This window comes from Azospirillum sp. B4, assembly GCF_000333275.1.
Lineage (GTDB): Bacteria > Pseudomonadota > Alphaproteobacteria > Azospirillales > Azospirillaceae > Nitrospirillum.
The window spans coordinates 1-24562 of the sequence record NZ_BACU01000688.1 but is presented as its reverse complement, the minus strand read 5'-3'; the positions used below and the strand labels follow the sequence as shown (position 1 = coordinate 24562).

Annotated in this window: 19 protein-coding genes; 6 read left to right on the top strand and 13 right to left on the bottom strand. The window is 67.5% G+C overall.

All coding sequences use genetic code 11. From position 1 onward, the window contains the following. The first annotated feature begins 24 nt into the window (after positions 1-24). Positions 25-2565, top strand: coding sequence for a class I SAM-dependent methyltransferase (locus I55_RS30950; RefSeq protein ID WP_083901572.1), 2541 nt, complete (start codon positions 25-27; stop codon positions 2563-2565). Between the two features lie 165 nt (positions 2566-2730). Here I55_RS30950 and I55_RS30945 read toward each other — a convergent pair whose 3' ends face one another. Beyond that, positions 2731-3759 (bottom strand): zinc-binding alcohol dehydrogenase family protein, encoded by a 1029-nt coding sequence (locus I55_RS30945; RefSeq protein WP_044564577.1) that lies wholly within the window; start codon positions 3757-3759, stop codon positions 2731-2733. 132 nt (positions 3760-3891) lie between these two features. On the opposite strand from I55_RS30945, the gene I55_RS30940 reads away from it, so the two are divergent. Next, positions 3892-4755, top strand: a complete 864-nt coding sequence (locus I55_RS30940) for a LysR family transcriptional regulator (protein WP_044564576.1) — start codon at positions 3892-3894, stop codon at positions 4753-4755. An 8-nt stretch (positions 4756-4763) separates the two neighbouring features. Here I55_RS30940 and I55_RS30935 read toward each other — a convergent pair whose 3' ends face one another. Continuing rightward, positions 4764-5276, bottom strand: coding sequence for a MarR family winged helix-turn-helix transcriptional regulator (locus I55_RS30935; RefSeq protein WP_044564575.1), 513 nt, complete (start codon positions 5274-5276; stop codon positions 4764-4766). Between the two features lie 251 nt (positions 5277-5527). On the opposite strand from I55_RS30935, the gene I55_RS30930 reads away from it, so the two are divergent. Beyond that, positions 5528-5956 carry an organic hydroperoxide resistance protein gene (locus I55_RS30930; protein WP_199902784.1) on the top strand — a complete coding sequence of 143 codons (429 nt, stop codon included), beginning with the start codon at positions 5528-5530 and terminating at the stop codon, positions 5954-5956. A 75-nt stretch (positions 5957-6031) separates the two neighbouring features. On the opposite strand, the gene I55_RS30925 is transcribed toward I55_RS30930, so the two are convergent. Further along, positions 6032-7072 carry a Gfo/Idh/MocA family oxidoreductase gene (locus I55_RS30925; protein ID WP_044564574.1) on the bottom strand — a complete coding sequence of 347 codons (1041 nt, stop codon included), beginning with the start codon at positions 7070-7072 and terminating at the stop codon, positions 6032-6034. A gap of 302 nt (positions 7073-7374) precedes the next feature. On the opposite strand from I55_RS30925, the gene I55_RS30920 reads away from it, so the two are divergent. From I55_RS30920 to I55_RS30910, 3 genes are all read left to right on the top strand, one after another. Beyond that, positions 7375-7731 (top strand): hypothetical protein, encoded by a 357-nt coding sequence (locus I55_RS30920; protein WP_064742561.1) that lies wholly within the window; start codon positions 7375-7377, stop codon positions 7729-7731. A gap of 296 nt (positions 7732-8027) precedes the next feature. Next, a complete protein-coding gene (locus I55_RS33715) occupies positions 8028-10091 on the top strand; it encodes an MHYT domain-containing protein (RefSeq protein WP_049974674.1) in 2064 nt (687 codons plus the stop codon). Next, positions 10081-11145, top strand: a complete 1065-nt coding sequence (locus tag I55_RS30910) for an HD domain-containing phosphohydrolase (RefSeq protein ID WP_044564573.1) — start codon at positions 10081-10083, stop codon at positions 11143-11145. Before I55_RS33715 ends, I55_RS30910 begins: the two co-directional genes overlap by 11 nt. Positions 11146-11191: 46 nt before the next feature. On the opposite strand, the gene I55_RS30905 is transcribed toward I55_RS30910, so the two are convergent. The 10 genes from I55_RS30905 to I55_RS30860 all read right to left on the bottom strand — a co-directional run bounded on the left by I55_RS30905 (position 11192) and on the right by I55_RS30860 (position 24412). After that, complete coding sequence (locus I55_RS30905) at positions 11192-12748, bottom strand: hypothetical protein (protein WP_148294069.1); 1557 nt, start codon at positions 12746-12748, stop codon at positions 11192-11194. 257 nt (positions 12749-13005) lie between these two features. Then, positions 13006-14631: a fumarate hydratase gene (locus I55_RS30900; RefSeq protein WP_044564571.1), complete on the bottom strand. Its 1626-nt coding sequence runs from the start codon at positions 14629-14631 to the stop codon at positions 13006-13008. A 182-nt stretch (positions 14632-14813) separates the two neighbouring features. Then, positions 14814-16205, bottom strand: a complete 1392-nt coding sequence (locus tag I55_RS30895; RefSeq protein WP_044564570.1) for an MFS transporter — start codon at positions 16203-16205, stop codon at positions 14814-14816. 45 nt (positions 16206-16250) lie between these two features. After that, positions 16251-17777 carry a bifunctional 3-(3-hydroxy-phenyl)propionate/3-hydroxycinnamic acid hydroxylase gene (locus tag I55_RS30890; RefSeq protein WP_085940157.1) on the bottom strand — a complete coding sequence of 509 codons (1527 nt, stop codon included), beginning with the start codon at positions 17775-17777 and terminating at the stop codon, positions 16251-16253. A gap of 1 nt (position 17778) precedes the next feature. Beyond that, positions 17779-18642: a fumarylacetoacetate hydrolase family protein gene (locus I55_RS30885; protein ID WP_044564568.1), complete on the bottom strand. Its 864-nt coding sequence runs from the start codon at positions 18640-18642 to the stop codon at positions 17779-17781. 30 nt (positions 18643-18672) lie between these two features. Then, on the bottom strand, positions 18673-19590 hold the full coding sequence (locus I55_RS30880; RefSeq protein WP_044564567.1) for a VOC family protein: 918 nt from the start codon (positions 19588-19590) through the stop codon (positions 18673-18675). A gap of 20 nt (positions 19591-19610) precedes the next feature. Further along, the gene (locus I55_RS30875) at positions 19611-20657 is read right to left on the bottom strand and encodes an amidohydrolase family protein (RefSeq protein ID WP_044564566.1); all 1047 of its coding nucleotides are present in this window, start codon (positions 20655-20657) and stop codon (positions 19611-19613) included. A 4-nt stretch (positions 20658-20661) separates the two neighbouring features. Further along, positions 20662-21084, bottom strand: coding sequence for a heme-binding protein (locus tag I55_RS30870; RefSeq protein WP_044564565.1), 423 nt, complete (start codon positions 21082-21084; stop codon positions 20662-20664). Positions 21085-21102: 18 nt separating this feature from the next. After that, positions 21103-23070: a glycoside hydrolase family 3 protein gene (locus tag I55_RS30865; RefSeq protein WP_044564564.1), complete on the bottom strand. Its 1968-nt coding sequence runs from the start codon at positions 23068-23070 to the stop codon at positions 21103-21105. A gap of 106 nt (positions 23071-23176) precedes the next feature. Next, complete coding sequence (locus I55_RS30860) at positions 23177-24412, bottom strand: TonB-dependent receptor (protein ID WP_159107309.1); 1236 nt, start codon at positions 24410-24412, stop codon at positions 23177-23179. Positions 24413-24562 lie beyond the last annotated feature (150 nt).

Genomic DNA, 24562 nt, shown 5'->3' with positions numbered 1-24562 from the left:
CTCCCAACACGGTATCAGCACTTCATGCAATTCCGCTGGCCTACGCCCGACGCACCACCCGTAAGCGCCCCCTGTCCCGCCTGCGGCGGGGCCGGCCCCCACGCCGAAGCCTTGGTCATCCCGGGTGGCGGCCTCGGGGACAGCGACTGGCAGCTCCTGCGATGCGGAGCCTGCGACGCGCGCTTCTCTCCGGATCGCCGTGTCGCCAGCTATGAACAAGGCGCCGTTCCCGATGACCCTCCCCTCGACTACGGAACGGACTTCTACCTGGAGATTGGGGCCGGCCTGGACGTCATGTTGGCGCCGCTGGGCTGGATGCGCCCTGGCACCGGCAGACTGCTGGAGATTGGCGGCAGCGTCGGTTTCGTCAGCGACTATGCCGAGGTGGCGCTGGGCTGGAAGGCCAAAGGCTATGATCCATCGCTGATGGCGGCGGTGGGGCGGAAGCTGCTGGGCCTGGACATCGTGCTGGACTATTTCCACGACGACACCCCTCTGCCGGCGGGCGCCTATGATGTGGTTTCGGCGACCGAACTGATCGAGCATGTGCCTGACCCCTTGTCGTTATTACGAACCCTCAGCCGGGGGGTCGGAGAACGGGGGGTGATTGTCCTGACCACCCCCGATGGCGAAGCCCTGGCGCCCGAGACGCCCATGGCCACCTTATCCCCCTTGATCAGCCCCAGCCTGCACCTGACGCTTTTCACGCGGGGCAGCCTGGAGAAGGTGCTGCGCGCGGTCGGGTTCCAGCATGTGCGCATACGGGCAGCCAGCGGCACCCTGTGGGCCCATGCCTCCCGCGCGCCGCTGCCGGAAAGTGCCGAGGATGGACTGCATGAAGAGCTCTATCGTTCCTATCTGCGGCGCCGCCTTGCCGGCACGGCGCTCCATCCGCGTTTGGAAAGCGGTTTGCGCTATCGCCTGCTGAAGGACCTGGTGAACCTTGGCCACTATCAAGAAGGAATGGCGGAGTTCACCAAGATCGCCGAGGCGGCCCTAAGGCTTTATGGGCTGGATCTGTCGCAGCCGCAGGCACTCCTGGAGTTGCCTGAACCGGCATCGCTGAAAGCCTTCGTCGCCACGCGGCCCAGCAACCTGATGGGCGTGCTGTACTTCCGTGCCATCCTGGCCAACAACCTTGAAGGCGATGCCGCCGGGGCGGCCACCTATGCCGCCGCCGCCGCCATCACCGGCATCGGCATGCGACGGCTGTTACAGCGCCTGGGCATGGACAACGGCGAGGCGGGCCTGCTGATTCCGGCCGCGTTGCGTCTGGCGCTGGGGTGCATGGGCGGGATGGGGGCGGATATTCGCCCCTTGGCGGACCTCATCACCCAATTGCCGGTTACAGAGGGGTTCCTGCTGTCACCGGCGGAGCAGGATGAGCTCAAATCAGGCCTCGCGGGGACGATGGCCGCCCCGTCGGCAACGCGCGCCGCCGTTCAACCGACCGGGACCGTCGAGGCGGAACTGGCTGCCATTTGCCGCGCAGACCAGGCACGGGCGGCGGCGGCGGCTGCCACCACCGCCATCGCCACGGCGGTTGACACGGCCGGCGTCATGCGTGTCCTGGAAAGCCTGCCCCCTTTCCTGGCGAGGTGGCCGGGGCTTCGGAACGGTTGCGCGAAGCAGGCCCTGGTCCGGCTGGCGCAGCTGTCAGCCCTCAGTGACGCCGAAGCCTTGTACCAGGAATGGGGGGATGATAGCTGGTTGGCGGAGGAGTCGGTGGCACTGGCCCTGACGCTTGTTCGCAGGCGGTCCGCATATGAGGCGGCAACGGCGACTCTGCAGGCATGCGACACCGCGGAAAATGTCCGCGTCGCCTTCAGCCAGGCCTTCACAGCTCCGATTCTGAGCGGCGACCCGGCAAGTGCCGCATCCCTGGGCAAGCTCGCCTTCATCCGGCTGGTTCAGCTGTCGGCTTTCGACGACGCGCGGGAACTATTCGAGGCACGGAGCGATGACTGTTGGCTGCTGGAGCGTCCGATCGCCGATGCCTGGTCCATGGTGGCATGCGCGCTGGCCAAGCAGAAGGCGGAGGCGGCCCTGCACGCCTGCGACACCGCGGCGCAGGTGATGACTGTGGTGACGGCAATCACCGACGATCCCGTCCTGTCCCACCGGGAAGAGATGACGGCGCAAATCGCCAAGCTGGCGTTCATCCGGCTGGTCCAGCTTTCCGCCTTCGATGACGCGCGCAGCCTGTTCGAGGCATGGGGCGGGGACGGCTGGCTGTCGGAGCCTCCGATCGCGGGCGCCTGGTCCATGGTGGCATGCGCATTGGCTAAACAGAAGGCGGAGGCGGACCTGCAGGCCGCTGCCGATGCCGCGGCGGTGATGGGCGTGATGGCTCAAGTCGCGGATCACGGCAGCTTCCAAGATCGGCCGGATATCGCGACCCATATTGCCAAGGTGGCCTTGATCAGACTGGTGCAATTGTCCGCCTACAAGGAAGCCCGGGCTTGGTTCCAGGAATATGGCCAAGAGGATTGGCGGCAAGACGGACCTGTCGCCACCGCGCTGGAGGTCATTCCGCCGGAACAGCCACGGTTCCGGCGGGCTTGATCGGCGATGGCCGCCCGTCAGACGGGCGGCCACGGTTGGGGGCTTCGGATTGGCGCGCCCATCGGCCACCGGCCGCCACCATGCCGTTGACGACGCGACAGGCGATGCCCAGGCACCTGAAGACCGGGGCCATGTCAGCCTCCTCTCAATCAAGGCGTGTCGCCGTCAAAAGCCCGCCAGCACCAGCTTCCCCCGGGCCGTGCCGCTTTCCACGATGGCGTGGGCCTGCCGCAAGGCGGCGGCGGTGATGGGCCCCAGGTCCCGGGTCAGGGTGGTGCGGAGAACGCCGGCATCCACTAGCCGCGACACCTCCGCCAGCTGGTGATGCTGGGCGATCATGTCCGGCGTCTGGAACATGGAGCGGGTGTACATGAACTCCCAATGCAGGGAGATGCTCTTGCGCTTCAGCAGGGTGATGTCGATGGGCTGAGACGGGTCATCAATGAGGGCCAGCTTCCCTTGGGGCGCCATCAGGGCGGCGATGGCGGCGAAGTGCTGTTCCGTCGCCGTCAGGCTCATGACGTGGGTAGCCCCAGTTGGGGCGATGGCCCGCACCTGCGGTTCCAGCGGCTGACGATGGTCGATCACGTGATGGGCGCCCATCGCCAGACTCCAATCCCGGGTCTCAGGTCGCGAGGCGGTGGCGATGACGGTCAGGCCGGTCAGGCACCGGGCCAGTTGGGTGGCAATGGAGCCGACGCCGCCAGCGCCCCCCACGATCAGCAGCGTCCCGGCGGTGCCGTCATTCTCCGCGCCTTCCGCCAGCCGGGATACGCCCATGCGGTCGAACAGCATCTCCCAGGCGGTGATGGCGGTCAGCGGCAGGGCGGCGGCCTGCGCCGCCGTCAGGGTTGCGGGCTTGGGCCCCACCAGCCGCTCATCCACCAGGTGGAATTCGGCGTTGGTGCCCGCGCGCTCCAGCGCGCCCGCATAGAAGACGGCGTCGCCCGCCTTGAACAGCGTCGCCCCGGGACCGGCCGCGACCACGGTGCCGGCGGCGTCCCACCCCAGCACGCGGGCCGCCCCGGTCGGCGCCATGGTGCGGCGGACCTTGGTATCCACCGGGTTGACGGACACCGCCTCGACCCGCACCAGCAGGTCGCGTCCCGTGGCAATGGGCATGGGCAAGTCCAGGTCGACCAGGCTTTCCGCATGGTCGATGGGGTGGCTTTGGTAATAACCGATGGCCTTCATGACATTTGATCCTGCTTGGGTGCCGCAAGGGCGGCGAACATCCGAAGCCTCGTCCATTCCAGAATGATCAGCAATTGACAGGGGTAAAGAAGCACTATTCAAATCTGAATAGCTCCGATTGAGGAGAACCCGATGGACTGGGACGACCTGCGTTATTTCCTGGCTATCGCCCGCCAGGGCACGCTCTCGGGCGCCGCCCGCCAGTTGGCGGTCAGCCAGCCCACGGTGGGGCGCCGACTGGAAAGCTTGGAGACGCGCCTGGGCACCCGCCTGTTCCACCGCACCCCGGCGGGCTATGTGGCGACGGAGGCTGGCGCCGGCCTCGTCGCGGGGGCTGAGCGCATGGAGGCGGAGGCCCTGGCGGTGGAGCGGGCCGCCACCGGCCTGGACATGGGATTGGAGGGCACCGTGCGCGCCACGTCCCCGGAATGGGTGGGGCAATGGCTGTTGGGGCCGCAGTTGTCCGCCTTCCATACCGTCCACCCCGGCATCACCGTCGACTTGGTGACCGACGCCCGGCTGTACAGCCTGACCCGGCGGGAGGCCGACGTGGCCTTTCGTTTCCACCGCTTCGATCAGAATGAGATCGTGCAGCGCCGGCTTGTGACGGTCGCCTTCGGCCTGTATGCCGCACCGGAGTATCTGGAGCGCCGGGGGCCGCCCGACTTCACCCGGGGGGCGGAAGGCCACAGCCTGATCTTGATGAACGAGAGCTTCGGGGGGTTGCCGGACCTGCCCTGGCTATTGGCCCTGGCGCCGGCGGCCCGCCACGCCGTGCGCACAAACAGCCGTGACCTGCAAGCCGTGGCCTGTGCCCAGGGCACCGGGCTGGCAGCCCTACCGCAGGTGATGGCCCGGGCGCGGGGCCTGGTGGCGATCGAAACGCCGACACCGGCACCGCCCCGCGACATCTGGGTAGGTGTGCATCGCGATGCCCAGCGCACCCCCCGCGTCCGCGCCTTCCTCGACCACATGGCCCAGGTGCTGGCACGCTGACATCAGCCTTAGTCAGCCGGTTCCTGGTTGGCCGGTTCCTGGTCGGCCGGTCCCAGGTTGGCCTGCAGGGCGGTGCGCAGGTCGTCCACCTGGACCTTCAGCGCGGCCAACCTGTCCAGGCTGAGACCGGTGGCGCACAGGATGGCCTCCTGCACCTCCCCCAGCCTGTCCTTCAGGGCATGGCCAGCCCCGGTCAGGGTGACGCGCACCAGGCGTTCGTTCCGCGGATCGCGCTGGCGGCTGACCAGTCCCGCTCCCTCAAGCCGCTTCAGCAACGGCGTCAGTGTGCCGGAATCCAGGTCCAATTGCCCGCCGATGTCCTTCACCGTCAGCCCGTCGCCCGACCACAGCACCAGCATCACCAGGTACTGCGGATAGGTCAGGCCCAGCCGGTCCAGCAGGGGCTTGTAGGTGCGGTTGAACAGGTGGGCGGCGGAATAAATGCTGAAGCACAGCTGGTTGCGTAACAGGGCGTTGGTTTCCTGTCCCCCGCCCGCCTTGCCGGGAGCGGTTTCACCCATACCTTGATGGAACGCATTATGGGCCATGGCGCCCTCGTCTCTGCGTAGGCGCCCGCGATTCGGGCGCCAACTCGCGACACGATATCACCCGCACTACAAATTGCGCACAATCCATTAGCGCATAGCGCCCATGCCAACTGACAAATTGCGCACAATTCGTTATCGCGCAATTCTCAATCCACCGACGCCGACCGCCCAAGCCCAACCCTGGCGGGATTGGCACCACGAAATGAAACCCTGAAACAACGGAGATGATCATGCCCATCCTCTACACCACTTCCGCCACCGCCACCGGCGGCCGTGAGGGCCAGGCGACCTCTATCGACGGCGTCCTGGACGTCAAGCTGACCACGCCCAAGGAACTGGGCGGTGCCGGCGGCAACGGCACCAACCCCGAGCAGCTGTTCGCCGCCGGTTATTCCGCCTGCTTCCTGGGTGCCCTGAAGTTCGTGGCCGGCAAGGCCAAGGTGAAGATTCCGGAGAACGCGACCGTCAAGGCCCAGGTCGGCATCGGTCCGCGTGAGGATGGCACCGGCTTCGGCCTGGACGTCGCCCTGACCATCACCCTGCCCGGCATTGATGGCGAGACCGCCAACAGCCTGGTTCAGCAGGCCCACATCGTGTGCCCGTACTCCCACGCCACCCGTGGCAATCTGGACGTCCGCCTGAACGTCGCCTGACGCGCGGACAGGAAAGGCCGGCGGCGCGCGATAGCTCCGCCGGCCTTTTCCATTATGAGACAACGGCTTTGGCGTCTATTCGTAAGCGATGTCGCAAGACAGGCCGGGTGACCGCGCCGCCTCGATGGCGCGATGGACCAAAGCCAACGCCTCGAATGCCGGCTCCGGCCCGAAGGCCAGGGGCGCACGGCCGGCCAGGGCGTCGGCCACGTTGCGGTAGAAATCCCGGTACCGGCCCGCCTCCAGGCCCACCTCTTCCCGAACAACGGCGCCAGCGCGTTCGGTATGCAGCACGGCGGGCGTGGTCACCACGGCCCAGCCAGTGTCCCCGGGCTTCATGCCGGCGCTCATCTGCCCCTCCTGCACGTCACCCTTGGGGATGACCAGCGAGCCCTTGTCGCCATGGGCCACCAGCACAGGTCCCGCCTCGCGCACATAGGTGCTGGACCGCAGGATGACGCGGTGGTCGGCATAGCGGAAACGGACGTCGAAATAATCCGTCGCCCCCTCCGCCCGGCGCAGTGACCGCATCTCCGCCACCACCGACAGGGGGCGACCGAATTGGCGCAGCATCCCATCCACAAGATGGATGCCCAGATCGAACCAGGTGCCCGCGCCCGGCTGCTCATCTTCCTTCCACGCCTTATGCGTGACATGGGCGCGGTAACGGTCGTAGTGCCATTCCACCTCCACCAGGCGGCCGAGGTCGCCCGCCGCCAGATGCCGGCCCAGCGTCAGATATTCCGCGTCCAACCGTTTATTGTGGAACACGGCCAGCAGCCGGCCAACAGTCTTGGCCGCAGCCATCAGCCGCCGGCCTTCCTCCAGCGTGATGGTCATGGGCTTTTCCAGGACCACGTGCTTGCCTGCGGCCAGCGCCGCCTGGGCCATCGGAAAATGCAGGGCATTGGGGGTGTTCACCACCACCAGATCGATGGCCGGATCATCCAGGATGGCCTGGAAATCAGCCACCACGCGGGCGCCCGCTGGTTCCGTCCCATCGGCACCGGAACGGCGCAGGATGGTGTGCAGCGACAAGGCCGGCTCCGCCAGGATCAGGGGAGCGTGAAACACACGGCCGGACAGGCCATAGGCGCAAAGGGCGGTGGCGATCATGGTCTGCACTTTTCCTTTCCGGAACGACGCGGCGCACTATATTAACCCGCGATTTACAGTATCTAGCTGAAAATTAGCAAACATATTTGCTTGTTAATAAATTAACACCGCAACCTTACCCATAATTCCCAATCCAAATTCGCGAAATGGGTGGCGCCGGCAAGGGGCAAGCCTATATGACCTTTCCATGGGCATCGCATATGCCCACCGATACTCGACTGGCAGGCCGAGTTCATTCTTTTTCAGGGCTACAACGGTAGTTTTTCGCCTATTTTCAAGCCCCGTTTGTCGAAGGACGCGTGATGAGCCTTATTGGGATCCCCGTCACATCGCCCGTGCAAGGTGATAAGGCCCGGCTTTGGTCCATCCTGGTCCATTGCCTGTACCTGGTGGGTGCCTTCCCTTTGGGCTTGGTCATGGCTTACATCAAGCGGCCGGAGTTCGCTGGCACCATCTACGAAGGCCACATGACCTTCGCCATCCGCACCTTCTGGATCTGCCTCCTGTTCGCGGTCAGCGCCCTGGCTTTGCGCGGCGTGGGGATGGAGTTCATCACCTTGTTCATCGGCTGCATCTGGGCCGTTGTGCGGGTCGTGGTGGGCCTGACCCGCGCCATCGACGCCAAGCCCATCCTGAATCCCCGCGGTTGGGTCATCTAACCCGACACTCCTCACGATGGTGGCCTTGCCCAAGGGCGGAAGAAGCCTGTCGCTCCGCTTCCGCGCTGGGGCGGCACGAGGAACTGGGTGGCGCTAACGCTTTCTATACCCATACCGGACGATAACGCATTACAGGCCATGGTGCCCGGGCAACACCATGGTATGGTCCTGTATTATTTTTTCAGCAAAACCATTTCGGATTCCATCCATATGGATCACCGGAATGCGTGTGGTTTCCGGACAGTCCCGGGAGTGTGCGGCCATGGACCACGCGGCGGATTTTTGGGGGCATGTCGATGCGGGTGGTTTTCCCGGGCTTATGCTTCAGCACTGAGGATCAGGGCATCGCTTTCAGCCACAATCCATGGCTGGTGCTGCTGTCCTACCTGACCGCCGTCTTCGCTTCCTTCGTCGCCCTGAACATGGCGGAACGCATGACTGGCAGTGCCGGCCGGTCGCGCCTTGCCTGGCATATGGGTGCCGCCAGCGCGTTGGGGGGCGGCATCTGGTCCATGCACTTCATCGGCATGCTGGCCTTCCAGGTGGCGGCTCCCGTGGCGTGGGAACCCTCGCTGACCTTGGCTTCGCTGATCACCGCCATCGTCTTCGTGGCCGCCGGGATCGAAGCCGTCCGCCACGGCCGGAGCAGCGTCATCCGCTTCGCCTTGGCCGGGACTGTCGTCGGCCTGGGCATCGCCGTCATGCACTACACCGGCATGGCCGCCATGGAAGTGCCAGGCCAGATCGCCTATCGGCCCGGCCTGTTCGCCCTGTCGGTACTGATCGCCATGGCCGCCGCCACGGTTGCCCTGATGCTGGCCATTACGTTGCGCAGCGGCTGGCACCGCGCGCTGGCCGCGTTGATCATGGGCGTCGCCATTTGTGGCATGCATTACACCGGCATGGAAGCCACCGTCCTGACCCTGGACCCCTTGGCCCCTGCCCCCATGGATGTGGACCGGGGGCCGCTGGCCATGATCGTCGCCGGCGCCACCTATGGCCTGCTGCTGCTGGCGCTGGTGGCGGCTTTGGCCGACCGCCGGCTGAACGCCGCGGCGGAACGCGAGGCCCAGCGGCTCAAGACCGTCAACCGCGCGCTGGAAGCCGAGGTGGAGGAGCGTCGCCGCGCCGAGGAGGAACTTCTGCGCGTGCGTGAAGGCTTGGAGGAGGCGGTGGCCGAGCGGACACGCGACCTGGCCGCAGCCCGCACCCGGGCGGAAGCCGCCAACCAAGCTAAATCCGAATTCCTGGCGAGCATGAGCCATGAGCTGCGCACCCCGCTGAACGCCGTCTTGGGCTTCGCCCAACTGATGGACTACAACAAGGCACGCGAGCCGCTGACGCCCAAGCAGGAGCGGGGTATCCAGCAGATCATCAAGAATGGCAACCATCTGCTGCGCTTGATCGATGAGGTGCTGGACCTTGCGCGTATCGAGGCGGGACAGCTGATCCTCTCGCTGGAACCGGTGGATCCCCGCCTGGTGGTGGAGGATGCGCTGAATGCCCTGCAGCCGGTGGCGGAAAAGGCGCGGGTGACCTTCGCCGCCACCCTGCCGGAGGTGACTCCGCCCGTGCTGGCCGACCGAACCCGCCTGATCCAGGTGGTCAGCAACCTGCTGTCCAATGCCGTCAAGTACAACCGCCCGGGCGGCGCCGTCCGCGTCACACTGGGCGCGTCGACGACGCCGGGCCGGCTGGCCTTGACCGTGCAGGACACGGGCGAGGGCATCGCCCCGGACAAGCTGGGCGACCTATTCCAGCCTTTCAACCGCCTAGGCCAGGAATACAGCGACATTCCCGGTACCGGTATCGGCCTGACCATCACCCGCCGGCTGCTATCCGCCATGGACGGTACCATCGACGTGGCGAGCGTGGTGGGTGAAGGCAGCACCTTCACCGTCAGCCTGCCGGTGGCGCTGAACATGGCCACCGAGGCGCGCGGCACCAGCGCGGAAAGCAGTCCGCTGGCCCAGACCAAGCCGCGTACCATGCTGTACGTCGAGGATAACCCGTCCAACATCCAACTGATGCGCGATCTGATGGAAACCGTTCCGGGCACCAGGCTGCTGATCGCGGCCGACCCAGTGACGGGCCTGGACCTGGCCATGGGCCACCATCCGGACATCATCGTCCTGGACATCAACCTGCCGGGGATGAGCGGCTTCGACGTGCTGGCCCAGCTGCGGGACCGGGAGGAGACGCGCGACATTCCCGTCCTGGCGCTGAGCGCCAACGCCCTGCCCCGCGAAATTGAAAAGGGGTTGCGCGCAGGTTTCCGCCGTTACCTGACCAAACCCTTGAACGTGCAGGAGTTCATGGAGGCACTGGCCGACGCGATGGAGCCGGCAGATGCCGTTTGATGCCACTGAGTTTGTGAAGAACGCCCGCATCCTGGTGGTCGACGACCTGGCCGCGAACGTGGAGCTGATGGAGGGCGTGCTGGCCGCCGCCGGCTATACCCACATCACCGGAACCTGCGACCCGCGCGAAGGCCTGGCCCTCTATAGTTCGCTGGATCCCGATCTGATCCTGCTGGATTTTCGCATGCCGGGGATGGACGGTCCGACCTTCATCCGCACCGCCCACGCGCTGACTCCCGGCCTGCGCCCGCCCATCCTGGTGGTCACGGCGCAGGGCGACGAGCAGACACGACGCACCGCGCTGGAGGCCGGCGCCCGCGACTTCATCTCCAAGCCCTTCGCATTGTGGGAGATGCTGGCCCGCGTGCAGAACCTGCTGGAGCTGCAGATTCTCCTGCGGGACAAGGAGAGCCAGGCCAGCCGCCTGGAGGTCGCCGTGGCCCAGCGCACCCGGGAGTTGGAGCACACCCACCTGGAGGTGGTGCGCCGCTTGTGCGCGGTGGGTGAATTCCGCGATGACGAGACCGGCCGCCACGTCAACCGCATCGGCGCCCTGTCCGGCCACCTGGCCCGTTTGGCCGGCTGGCTGGAGCCGGACGCGGAGTTGCTCGCCAGTGCCGCCCCCCTGCACGACATCGGGAAGGTCGCCATCCCCGACGCCATCCTGCTGAAGCCCGGCAAGTTGAATGACGCAGAATGGGAGGTGATGAAAACCCACGCCGATGCCGGCGCCAGCATCCTGCGCGACAGCAAGATCCCTGTCCTGGACCTGGCGGCTGAGGTCGCTGTCGCCCATCATGAGAAATGGGACGGCAGCGGCTACCCCAACGGCCTGGCCGGTGAAGCCATCCCCCTGTCGGGCCGCATCGTGGCCTTGGCCGACGTGTTCGACGCGCTGCTGTCCCGCCGCCCCTATAAGGAACCGTGGACGCCAGAGCAGGTGACGGAGCATCTGCGCAAGGAAGCCGGCCGACACTTTGATCCCAAGTTGGTGGACCTGGTCCTGGCCAATCTGAACGAGTTGCTGGCCTTGCGCACCGAAATCGGGGCGTGAGGGAAGCGGCCCTCACCAGCAACGGGCCGCCCCGCGTACTGGACGGTCAGTGATCCAATGCCGCGCCGTTATCCAGAAGGTCCGCTCGTGACAAGCGGGTCGCGTGGCCGGGGAAATCCACCCAGGGGCCGATCAGATCGCCAGCCATGAAGGTGCAGCCGGCCTCTTCCGCCATCTTTTCCATGTCCGGCGTGTCGACATTGTTTATCAGAATCTGCAGGTTGCGCCGCCGCGCCTCCGCCGTGGCCAGATGAAGATCCTGCATCAGCCGGCCGCGGGATGCTGGCCCGGACAGCGAGACCTCCACCCCCCTGATCCCGGCGGTGGCGAAGGTGGCGAAGTGCTGTGGCGCCAAGTCGGCGCAAACGAGCACGGCCCGGCCGAAGGGCCGCAGGGCGCTGACGAATTCCGTCAACCGACCCACCGGCACGCCATCCGGCACACCCATGAGGTGATAGGTGATGAAGGGGTGGAGATGGGTCGGGATGTGGCTGGCAAAGTCAAGATAGGCCCTACGGCGCATGCTGCCGGCCAGGGTCTCGAAATGCACGGGCAGCGCCAGGTAATAGCGGAAGCGGTTGTCGTACAGCTCCAGATAGGCGTCCACGGCCTGGCGCATGGTTTCGCGGTCCAGGTCCAGGATTTCCTGCATCCCGCTGGCGGTTCCGGGGGGGCCGGCCGTCCCCACACCGCCGGCCGCCCCCGCCAGCGTGTCATAGCCATAGACGTATTGGCGACCACCCAACCGCTGGCGGCGGGGGCTGGCGATATAGAGGCTGAGCGCCTGGCCGCGCACATCCCAGACCGGTCGATACGCGACCTCCAGCGGTCCCATGACGGGGCGCTGGTTGGCCCAGGGGTCACCGCCAGCTTCAGCGGCGGCCGGCCCCTGCCCTTCGACCACGGTCGCGGTTCCGGGAACCCGGCCCACCTCCGCCAGGGCGGCGGCGGCCCTGGCGGTGGCGAGTTGGGCCTGGGCGGTCTGATCGGTGGCGGCGGAGGGCGGTGGCGACGCGGAATCCGCATCTTTGGCGGACAAGGCGGCGGCACCCTTTACCGGTTGGGCGCGGGTGGCCATACGGGCCAGCAGGTCGGCCAACCGCTCTGGTTTCAGGACCAACTCGCCCGTGGCTTCGCGCGCCGCTGTGCGCACGACGATGCTGGCCAGGTCCGGTTCCCCCAGCAACAGGCGCTGCAGTTCCTGCATCACCTTGGCACAGACCAGCGACGCCTGGGTGGCGTCCAGCCGGGCGAAAACGATGACGTAGGTTTCGCTACCGTAGCCGTAGTAGACGTCCTGAGGCGTGAGGGCCTGGCGCAGCAGTCGTTCGATCATGGCATGAACGCGGTTCTGAACCGCCCCCCATCGCGGTCCCAGCTTTTCCTTCAGGCCGTCCAGGCCGACGAACTGGACGCATCCAGTTGCCGCTGCTTGGCGCGGCCCCAGCACGGCCTTCAACTGCTGGCGGAACACGGTGCCATCGGCCCCGAACTCACGGGCAGCGCGGGATACTCCCGGCGAAGCAGCGCGCGAACTGGCGGCGGACGGCGCCTCCGGCTCTTCGGAAAACCAGGATACAATGCGGCTCAACAACCCAGGCATGGCAACTGCCTCCATGCTGTCCCCGACCCTGGCTCAACCCTAAATTCCATGTGGTTAAGAAAGGGCTAAGACCTAACCTGATAGGCATAGGCCTAGTGGGTAAAAATAGCGTGCCACCGCCGGAATTCCTCAAGAAAAAAGGCCGGCCCATGAAGGGCCGACCTCGTTTCCGAATATCTTCGCTTGTCCAGCCTCCATGCCGGGCCGCGATTCCAGATCATACCGGCACGAGATTTCGCCCGGTGCCGCTGTGGGTATCAGGTGAATTCCTGGAAGAAGTCGTTGCCCTTGTCATCAATGACGATGAAGGCCGGGAAGTCTTCAACCTCAATGCGCCAGATGGCCTCCATGCCCAGATCCTCGAAGGCGATGCACTCGACCTTCTTGATGCAATCCTGGGCCAGGCGGGCGGCGGCGCCACCAATGCTGCCCAGATAGAAGCCACCGTGCTTCTTGCAGGCCTCGCGTACCGCCGGGCTGCGGTTGCCCTTGGCCAGCATGACGAAGGAACCGCCCGCCGCCTGGAACTGGTCGACGAAACTGTCCATGCGGCCGGCGGTGGTGGGCCCGAAGGAACCGGAGGCGTAGCCCGTCGGCGTCTTGGCCGGGCCGGCGTAGTAGATGGGGTGGTTCTTGAAGTAGTCCGGCAGCGGCTGGCCGGCCTCCAGCCCCGCGCGCAGGCGGGCGTGGGCGCTGTCGCGGGCGACGATCAGCGGGCCGGTCAGCGAGACGCGGGTACGGATCGGATAGCCCGACAGCGTCTGGCGGATTTCCGACATGGGGCGGTTCAGGTCGATCTTCACCACCTCGCCCGCCAGCTGGCTGTCGTCGATTTCCGGCAGGAAGCGGGCGGGATCGTGCTCCAGCTCCTCCAGGAAGATGCCGTCGCGGGTGATCTTGGCCAAGGCCTGGCGATCGGCCGAGCAGGACACGCCGATGCCGATGGGCAGCGAGGCGCCGTGGCGCGGCAGGCGGATGACACGGACGTCATGGCAGAAGTACTTGCCGCCGAACTGCGCGCCAATGCCCATGGTCTGGCTCAGCTTGTGGACGGCGGCCTCCATCTCCAGGTCGCGGAAGGCGTGGCCGCTTTCCGACCCTTGCGTGGGCAGCCCGTCGTAATAGCGGGCCGACGCCAGCTTCACCGTCTTCAGGTTCATCTCGGCGCTGGTGCCGCCAATGACCACGGCCAGGTGGTAGGGTGGGCATGCGGAGGTGCCCAGCGACTTGATCTTCTCTTCCAGGAAGGGCAGCAGCCGATCAGGAGCCAGCACGGACGGGGTGGCCTGGAACAGGAAGGTCTTGTTGGCCGAGCCGCCGCCCTTGGCCATGAACAGGAACTTGTAGGCGTCTTCACCCTCGGCGTAGATGTCCACCTGCGCCGGCAGGTTGGTGCGGGTGTTCTTTTCCTCATACATGGACAGGGGCGCCACCTGGCTGTAGCGCAGGTTGCGCTTGGCATAGGCGTCCAGCACCCCGCTGCCCAGCGCGGTTTCGTCGCCCCCCTTGGTCCAGACGCGGCGACCTTTCTTGCCCATGATGATGGCGGTGCCGGTATCCTGGCACATGGGCAGGATGCCCGAGGCGGCGATGGAAGCGTTCTTCAGCAGATCCAGCGCCACGAAGCGGTCGTTGGGCGAGGCCTCGGCGTCGTCCAGGATGGCGCGCAACTGGCCCAGGTGCCCCGGCCGCAGCAGGTGGTTGATGTCGATGAAGGCCTGTTCGGCCAGCAGGCGCAGGCCCTCGGGCTCGACCTTCAGGACCTCTTCCCCATCGAAGGTCGTGGTCGACACGTAGTCGCTGGTCAGCTTGCGGTAGCTGGTGGCGTCCTTGGCCACGGGGAACAGCGTGAACTCCCGGCTTTCACCGCCGACGTCTGGCATTGGGGGCACTCCCGACTATGGGCCCGACCATTGGGCCCGACTGAAGTGGCCTGAACGGCCTGGCCAAGGGCGGCTCCCATGGCCGGCGGGACCTTACGCCACCGCCCTCCCCCTGTCATCTGCGCCGCGCGCACGCCACCCACCCCGCCGCCGGCTCCCGACGCATGCTCCGGTGGGCGCCATCAGATGGAGGGGTCAAGACAGGCCATGGAGGCGTCGGCGTCGGCCTGCCGGAACCCTTGAGCCTCGGATTCCTGGCCAGCGGCCGTGATCTCGGTGCCGCCCAGCAGGCTGATCAGGCCAGCGAGCAGGGCCGCGCTCGCCAGCACCAGGAAGACGTACAGCGGTTCGGCGCTGAGCGTGCCGATGAGGCCGATGACGGATGGCCCCAGGATGCCCCCGACCCGGTTCAGGCCCACGGCCACACCCAGGCCGGTGCCCCGCACCTCCGTCCGGTAGCACATGGCCTGGTAGTTGTTAAGCACAGCCTGCGCCCCAAAGATGAAGAAGCCGGCGGCGGCGACCAGCACCACCGTCGCGGGGCCGCCGGTCACCACCCCCAATCCCGCCATGGCCAGGACGGCCATCAGGTAGCCGCCCGCCATGGTTTTCACCCGGCTGCGCCAACGGTCGGCCAGCCAGCCGGCGGCCATGCCACCGAAGATGGAGGCGACCATGATCAGGGTACCATAGGCGAAGGCGGACGACATCGCGGCACCGCGCGCCACCACGATGGTCGGCAACCAGCCCGTCAGGCCATGGACGCAGAACAGGCTGAGGAAACCCACCGCCCAATGCACCAGGGTGTTGCGGCGGTACAGCGGCGCCAGCAGCACCCAGGCGGAGGCTTTCACCGCGACACGGGGCTGAACCAGCGGCGCCTCGCGATAGAGCGCCGCGCGGTCGGGCCGCAGGGCCGACAGCAGGTGCCGCACCCGGTCATGCCGTCCCTTCAGGGCCAGGTACGGCAGGGATTCCGGCAGCCACAGGGTGGCGGCGATGGCGACGACGACCGACAAGGCGCCGGTGTAGTAGAGCGCCTGCCAGCCATGGTCAGCCGTGAGGAACACCCCCGCCAAACCGGCGCAGATGCCCCCCAGGGACAGCCCCAACTGGAACACCCAGGTGACATAGGTGTTGGCGCACCGCGCCGGCGTCCATTCGTTCAGATAGGTCAGCACCAGCGGCGTCACCATGCCCAGGGCCAAGCCCAGCACCAGGCGGAAGGCGGCGAAGGCCACCGGGCCCCGCACAACCACCGCCAGCAGCAGGTTGGTCGCCATCAGCAGCCACAGGGCCGCCACCAGCACACGGCGGCGACCATAGCGGTCGGCCAGCACCCCCTGCAGGACCGAGCCGATGGCCAGGCCGACGATACCGGCGGAGAGCATGACGCCGATCAGGGAGGGCGACGGCTGCCAACTGCGGCGGACCAGGGGGATCACATAGGCGGCATTGAACAGGTCATAGCCGTCGAAGAACATGATCAGGCCCATCAGCAGGGCGAAGCGGCGATGGAAGGCCCCCATGGGGGCTGTCGCCAATTCCTCCGCCGCGTTCACCTGCGCCACCATCGCTTAATCCTCCCTGTCTATTATTCTTCATAATACCCTGAATTATCAGGGCATATGCCGTCGCAAAGCCGCTAGGTGCGCTGTCAGACCCTGCGGCCCGGTGGCCACCCCATAGACGTAATGGTCCGGCCTGACCAGGGCGGCGGCGCAGTCGTGGGTGCGGAAACAGGCGGTCAGAATGCCATCGGCCTCGCTCAGGCCGTCGCGTCCGCCGATACGCACCACCCGCAAGGGAAGGTCGGTTTCGGCCAGGGGCCAGGCCCCGTCACCCATGACCACCAGCCGCCAGCCGGCGCCCGTGAGGGTGTCCAGCCGCTGGCGCCCCCCATCGGCGGTGACGATCCAGGGTTGGGGAAACAGGGTGCCGTTGGCCGGATGGTCAGGGACCGCCACCAACCCCTCCTCCAGCCGGGGCAGCACATTCTGCCGCGGCTCATCCCGCACCGGGCCGCCGGCCTCCGCCAGCAGGCGGCGGTCGCGGGCCCGCGCCAGGTCGCGGTCACGCTCGCAGATGACGGCGCCGATGGCCTTGATGCGGCCGGTGAGATCCCGCACATGGCGCGAGCGTTCGGCGCCGTAGCTGCCCAGCAGTCCTTCGCCCCCCTGGCCGGCCAGGACGGCCGCCAGCTTCCACGTCAGGTTGGCGACGTCGCGGACGCCCTGGCACATGCCCTGGCCCAGGAAGGGGGGTTGCTGGTGCGCGGCGTCACCCGCCAGGAAGATGCGGCCCCGGCGCCACTCCCGCGCCACCAGGGCGTGGAAGCGGTAGCTGGCCTGGCGCCACAGCGTGGCATCGTCCGGTGTCAGCCAGCGTGACAGCAGGCGCCAGGCCCCCGCCTCCGTCGCGGCCTCCCTCGGGTCCTCGCCCGCGTTCAGGGAGATTTCCCAGCGGCGGTGGTTGCCCGGGCCGATGACGTAGGTGGCCGGGCGGTCGGGATCACAGTACTGCACGCTGACGGCCGGCAGCTTGGCCAAGCCACGCTCGTTCACCCGCACATCGACCACCAGCCAGGGCTCATCGAACGCCAGGTCGTCCAGTTCCATGCCCAACAGGCCGCGCACGGTGCTGGAGGCGCCGTCGCAGGCGATGAGGTAGCGGGCACGCGCTGCGCGGGCGGCACCGGCCCCATCGCGCAGCGCCAGGGTGACACCGTCGGCGTCCTGGTCCACCCCCTCCAGCGTCACGCCGAGGTCCACATCCACCGCCGGCAGCGCCAGCACCCGCTGCCGAAGGATGGCCTCCACCGGCGGCTGGGTGAAGACCAGGGAGGGTGTGTACCCCAGGGGAAAGGGCGGCGCCACCGTGGTGAAGCGTTTGATCAGTTGGCCATCGACACCGTAGTACTCGGACGGCGTGAAGGGCTCCGCCCACCGTTCCACCGCCTCGGCCACGCCCAGTTGCTGGAACACCCGCATGATCTCATGGTCCAGGGCGATGGCCCGGGGCTTGTCATAGACCTCCGTGCTGCGGTCGCAGACATAGGTGCGCACGCCCACCTGCCCCAGCAGGCCGGCGGCCACGGCGCCGGAGGGGCCGAAGCCGACGATGGCGACGTCGTAGTCCTCCGCCATTTCAGCCGACTTCATCCTGCACGGTGTTGGCCAGCAGGCCCACGCCCTCGATCTCCACCTCCACCCGGTCGCCGGCGCGCATCCATACCGGCGGCGTGCGGGCGAAGCCGACGCCGGCCGGCGTGCCCATGACGATGACGTCGCCCGGTTCCAGGGTCAGGCATTCGGTCAGCAGGGCGATGGTCTCGGCCACGCCCCAGATCATGCTGTCGGTGTTGGCGCTCTGCATCACCTGGCCGTTCAGGCGGCACTGGATGGAGAGACCGGCGCCGCCGGCGGGCACCTCGTCGGCCGTCACCAGCTGCGGCCCGAAGGCGCCGGTACCGTCGAAGTTCTTGCCTATGGTCCATTGCGGCGTGCGCTTCTGGTAATCGCGGACCGAGATGTCGTTGAAGCAGCTGTAGCCGAAGACATGCTCCAGCGCCCGGTCCTGCGGGATGTGGCGCCCGGCCTTGCCGATGACCACCGCCAGTTCCGCCTCATAATCCAGCTTCTCCGAAACGCGCGGACGCAGGGCCGGCGCCTCCGCCCCGATCAGGGAGGTGGCGGTGCGCATGAAGAACCACGGGTACTCCGGCTTTTCCCGCCCGCCTTCCTTGGCGTGATCGTAGTAGTTCAGACCCAGGCAGATGATCTTGCCCGGCCGGGGCACCACCGGCGCCAGGGTCAGGCCGGCAAGCGTCAGGCGGGGTGCTGCGGAGGCCAGGGCGGCTGCGCCGGCCGCCGCCAGGTCCACGCCGGCCAGCAGCGCGGCGGTGATGTCGGCGGGCACCTGCGGCTGGGCCTGGTTCAGGTCGACGACGGTGTCGCCCGCGACCACGCCCAGGCGGGGGCCGGTGGCGGACATATAGGTGATGAATTTCACGGGGGATCGCTCCTGGAAAGGTCTAAGGGATCAGCCGGCGGGCGTGAAGAACACGGCGCGCTGCGCCTGCTTCAGGGCCGGGGACGGCGGTTGGGAAATGCCCCACTGGTCGACGCGGCCGGGCGGCCAGGTCCAGTTCTCGGGCATGCCGGTGGGATAGCTGTCATCAACCTGCTGCACCTCGGCGGTGTATTCGATGACCACGCCGTAGGGACCGATGAAGTAATTGAAGCCGTTGTTGCCCGGCCCATGCCGGCCGGGGCCCCATTCGATGGCGTAACCGGCGTCGCGCATGCGCCCGCCGCCGCGCATGACGGAGTCCAGGTCCGGCATGAGGAAAGCGATGTGGTTCAGGCTGTCGCTGTCGGCATCGCCCAGGGCCACGCTGTGGTGGTCGGAACCGCAGCGCAGGAAGGCCATGATGCGGGTGCGGTCAGACAGCTTGAAACCCAGGGCCTGTTCGAAAAAGGCCTGGGTGCTGGCGACATCCCGGCTGTTCAGCACCACGTGCGTCAGGCGGATGGGCCGGTCCGGCACCTCCCCCGCGTCCGCGTGCACGGCGTCGCCGTGGACGAAGCGCAGGACACGTCCGTCGGGGTCGGCCACGGTCAGCCCCATCCCGCCCCCCGGCTCCGTGATCGCCGCCACCGGCGCCAGCACCCGGCCGCCGGCCTGGACCACGGTCCCGGCGAGGGTGTCCAGGGCCGCGAGGCTGCGCGCCTGGAAGGTGACGTCGCGGATCGCCGTCACCGGGCCGGCATGCAGCGACAGCAGGTGGTGGGCCGCACCGGTGCCGCACAGATAGACGGCCCCCTCGGTACGCGCGGCCACGTCCAGGTGCCAGACCCGGGTATAGAAGTCCTCCGCCATCGCCACGTCCGGCACGGTCAGGGCGACACTGCGCAGGGCGGCCACGTGGGGGGAGGCGGCGTAAGGGGTGGTGGTCATGGGATGCGTCCTTGTCAGGATCAGGCGCCGCTGGCCAGGGCCAGGAAGCGGCGGGCGTTGGCGTGCAGCAACTGGTCCGCCACCTCGTCCGTGAAGCCGGCCGCGCGGATGCGCTCCACCGGCGTGGCCTCCTGGAAATGGAAGGGATAGTCGGTGCCAATCATCAGCTGGCCGTCGCCGTACAGGCCGGTCAGATGGCGCAGGGTGGCGGCGTCGAACACCAGCGTGTCGTAGAACAGGCGCCGCGCCTGCTCGGTCGGGGACAGGGCCAGGGCGTCGCGCACGGCGGGGAAAACCTGGGTCGCCCGCTCCAGCCGGGGCAGCAGCAGGCCCAGGGTGCCGCCGCCATGGCTGAAGGCGATGCGCAGGCCCGGACGGCGCACCATCAGGTTGCTGGTGATGACGGAAGCCGCCGCCAGGCCCACGTCGCTGGGATAGGCCAGGGCCTGCTGCAGCTGCGGCGGCCCGACCAGCCGGTCCACCCCCGTGGGCCGCACGGCATGGACGAAGACGGCCGCGCCCAGGTCCACGCAGGCCTCGAAGAAGGGATCGAACCGGGGATGGCCGATGGGCACGCCGTTGACGTTGCTGCCGACCTCCACCCCGGCGAAGCCCAGGGTGCGGACGATGTGCTCCAGCTCCGCCAGGGCCATGTCCATGTCCTGCAGCGGCACCCCGCCCAGGCCGATCAGGTGGCCGCTGGATGCGGCCACCATGGCGGCGATCTGGTCGTTCAGGAAGCGCAGCAGCTGCCGGGCGTCGGCGGCGTCGAACCAGTACGACAGCAGCTCCGGCATGGGAGAGATGACCTGGCGGCCCAGGCCCATGGCGCCCAGGTCGGCCAGGCGCTTGCCCGTGTCCCAGCACCGGTCGGAGATGGTGCGGTAGATCTTGCCGTCGATCATCACATGGCGGTGACACTCCTGCGCCGGCGCCGTGGACGGCCAGTGCGCCGGCATCCGGTTGCCGATGTAGGCGGGGAACTCGGCCGGCACGACATGGGCGTGGACGTCGATGCCGCAACCGCACGCGGCGGTGTGGCCAGCGGTGGTGTGGACCTGGCTCATGGCCTCACCCGTGCGCCAGGCCGGCGCCGGCCACGCCGTGGATGCAGAGGGCCTCATCCTCATCGCCCGTGCCGCCGCTGGCGCCCACGGCACCCAGGATGGCACCAGACGCGTCCTTGATGACCACGGCCCCCGTCTGGGGAATGAAGCGCCCCTGCCCCGTGGCCGCCAACGCGGAGAAGAAGGCCGGGTTGTCCTGCGCCCGCTGGTGCAGCGCCCGGGAACTGGCGCCCATGGCCGCCGCCGCCCAGGCCTTGCCCAGGGCGATGTCGGTGCGGAACATGCTGGCGCCATCCTCGCGCTGCAGGGCCCTCATATGCCCGCCCTCGTCCACGACGACCACGGCCATGGGGCGGTAGCCCTGCGCCCGGGCGTGGGCCAGGGCGTGGGTCAGGATGGTGTTGGCCTGGGCCAAAGTCAGGGTCATGGGCTTCACCTCGCGGAATTAGCGGCCGGTGCCGATGGGATAGAGCGGATCCCGGCTGTCGTGCGGCACGTCGGCTGCCTGGGCCGCCACCGCCGCCATGTCGCGCGGCAGCTCCACGGGCAGGTGGCCTTGGGGTGTCGCCTTGCCCATCGCCACGTCCAGAAAGGCTTGATCGCTGACACCGAAATCGACGTAGAGGCGCGTGGCCTTGTCACGGACGTTGGTCAGGATGGCCGGCCGGTCGAGGTAGACGCTGACGATGGCTGGCACCTTGGCGGTGGCCACGGCCTTCAACGCCTCATAATCCGCGTCGCCGTCGTGGAATCCCAGGTCGCCCTCATGCTGGATCCGGCCGAAGGTGTACGTCGGGTGCAGGGTCTGAAAGGGGGCGGACAGGCGCAGCAGCGCCACGTCGGCCTGCTTCAGATTCTCCACCACCGTCAATCCCGCGGCCCTGGCGGCCTCAGCCGACACGCCGCGCAGGTAGACCTTGCGGCCCGTAAGCGGCACGGGGCGCTTGCCCGCCTCCAGCAACACCATGGCGCGGGCCTGGGCCGCCAGCCCTTCAGCCTTGAAGGCCGGGGCGCCCACCACCCGGGCGGCGGCTTCCGCGTCCACATACGGGTTCTCGAACAGGCCCTGGCGGAACTTTAGATCCAAGATGCGGCGCACCGACTGGTCCAGCCGCGCCTCCGTCACCAGGCCGTGCTGCACCGCTGCCAGCAAGGGCGCCGGGTCATCGACGCCGCCGAACTGGTCCAGCCCGGCCGCCAGCCCCTTGGCGAAGCGCGCCGGCATGGCCAGGCCTTCCACTCCCCAGGCGGTTGAGAAGCCGTCAAAGCTGGGCTTGGTCCCGGCCGGAAAACCGTCGCGGCAGGTCTCGGTGCAGTCGTTGGTGATGGCCCAGTCGGACAGCACGATGCCCTGGAAGCCGAAACGGCCGCGCAGCAGCTCGGTCAGCAGCCAATGACTGTAGCCGGCGCCCACCGGCTCCACCGGTTTCCCGTCCACCACCATGTCCTTGAGGATGGAGTATGTGGGCATGACACCCGCCACATGGGCGGTGAAGGCGCCGGTGAAGGGCAACAGGTGCTGGTTGAACTGGCTGGGCCGCACCAGGGAATAACGGCCGTAGCTATTGTGGCTGTCGAAGCCGTCCTGGGCGGCGCCGTAGCCCACCCAGTGCTTCACCACCGCGGAGACGCCGGTGGCGCCGGGGCCATCGTCCCCGCCCTGGAATCCCTCGATATAGGCCTGCACCAGGCGGCGGTCCAGTTCCGGGTCCTCGCCAAAGGTGCCATTGATGCGGGGCCAGCGCGGTTCCGTCGCCACGTCGGCCATGGGCGACAGGGTTTGGTGGATGCCCACCGCGCGGTATTCCTGGCGGGCGATGTCGCCGAAGCGGCGCACCAGGGCCGGATCGCCGATGGCGCCCAAGCCCAGGGCTTCCGGCCATTGGGAGAAACCGGCGGGCGCCATGCTGGCCCCGGCGGTCATCTGGAAATGGTGGCGGGGATCGCTGCTGAGGGTCAGGGGGATGCCCAGGCGCGCCCCCTCCGCGATCTCCTGCAAATGGTTGTTTTGCTCCGCCAATGCCTGGGGCTTGGCGATCTGGCGGGTGGTCAGGGTGGTGACCCCCAGGTCGCGCACCAGGTGGGTGGCCGCCGTGAAATCATAGGGGCCTCGCATGGTGGCCAGGGTGAATCCGCCTTCCGGCGGGGCGGTGCCATGCAGCAGGGTGCCGGCCTTCTCCGCCAGGGTCATGCGGCCCAGCAGATCGCCCACCCGGGCCGCCACCGGCAGGCGCCAGTCCTCGTACGGATCCAGCGTGCCATTGCCGTCCAAGTCGCGGAACGACAGCCCATCCACCGTCAGCAGCGGCTTCACCCGGCTGCCCAGCAGCGGCTGGGCCGGATCGCCCACGGCGGGAATGGCCGTCAGCACGCCCACGGTCACGGCGGCGGTCAGGCGGGTGATGGGTCGCATGGCCCGGTGGCCCCTTGTCACATCGAAGAAAAGAGGGCGTGCCGCCCGGAAGGGAAAGGGCGGCACGCCCAGGGGAAGCGAGGCATGAGGCCTCGGAGGAAGAGGGTCAGAAGCCGGCCTTGACCCGGACGCCCATGTAGCGTTCCCAGTCCCGCGACAGGCCGGCGATGATGACGTGGCCGCTCCAGAACTGGCTGTCGACCAGGCTGCGGTAATTGTGCTTGTCGAGAACGTTGTTGACGAAGAACTCCGCCGACCAGTCGCTGTCCCGGCCATGGATGCCTGTGCTGAGGTTCAGGACGCCGAAGCCGCCCTGCACCGTCAGCGGGTTGCCCAAGGGGTCGTACTGCACCCGGCTCTGGTATTTGTAGAAGGCGCCGAGGTCGGCATCGAACGGCAGGCTGGGCAGCCGCACGAGATAGTTGGCCGACAGGTTGAACTTCCACTTGGGCGAATAGGGCAACTGGGCCCCCGCCAGGTTCTTCTGCACGCTGCTGCCGCCGGACCCGACGACGCAGCCCTGGGCAACGGTCTGTCCCTTGTAGCAGGGGGCGTTGGGCAGGTCGTCGATGGTGGCGTTGATGTAGGCGACGTTGGCGCCCAGGCGCAGGTCCTTCACCGGCACCGCCGTGATGTTCATCTCCACGCCCTCGGTCTTCACCTTGCCGGCGGCCAGGGTCTTGAACGTGGGGGCCGCGCTGGGGTCGTTGGGCGGCAGGTAGATGGTCTGGACGGGGAAGTTGTCGTAATCGGCGTGGAACAGGTCGACATCGATCATCAGGCGCCGGTTCAGCCACTCGCTCTTGGCGCCGATCTCCACATTGTTGACCACCTCGCTGGCCAGCGGCACCAGCTTGGCCCCGGTCGCGGCGGTGCCGTTGTCTTCCGTGTCATAAGACTTGCCGGACTCCGCGTGGGCGTACGTCACATAGGTCATGACGTTTTCCACGAAGCGGTGCTGCAGGCTCGCCTCCCCCGACAGGAAGGAGTAGGAGGTGTTCCCCACGTTATCCAGGCTGAGGTTGGTGTAGGTGGGGCGGAACAGCCAGTTGTAGTCCAGCTTGTCCGACTGATAACGCAGGCCGCCGGTCAGCGAGGTGTCAGGCAGGACCTGCCAGGTGGCGCGGGCATAGCCGGCCATGCTCTCGGTGCCCGAGGTGCGGTACCAGTCGGTGGGGGCGATGGCGCGGCGGTAGTCGTACTTCACCTCCAGGTCGCTGTAGATGAAACCCACCAGGTATTTCACCGGGCCGCTGTCGTCGGAGCTGAAGCGCACCTCCTGCACGGTGTTGTCACTGTTGCCCCGCTGGTGGAAATAGCGGTCGGCCGGCGCCACCGGCACGTTGATGGCGACCTTCCCCGCGTCGATGTCCTGCTGAACTGCGCCGCGATATATCCGCGCTGTAATTTCGAGACGGTGACGCCCGAGTTTCTGGACCGCATGTGCGCCATCAACTTCCGCGGGTCTTCCAGTGCACGCAGGAAGCTTAAG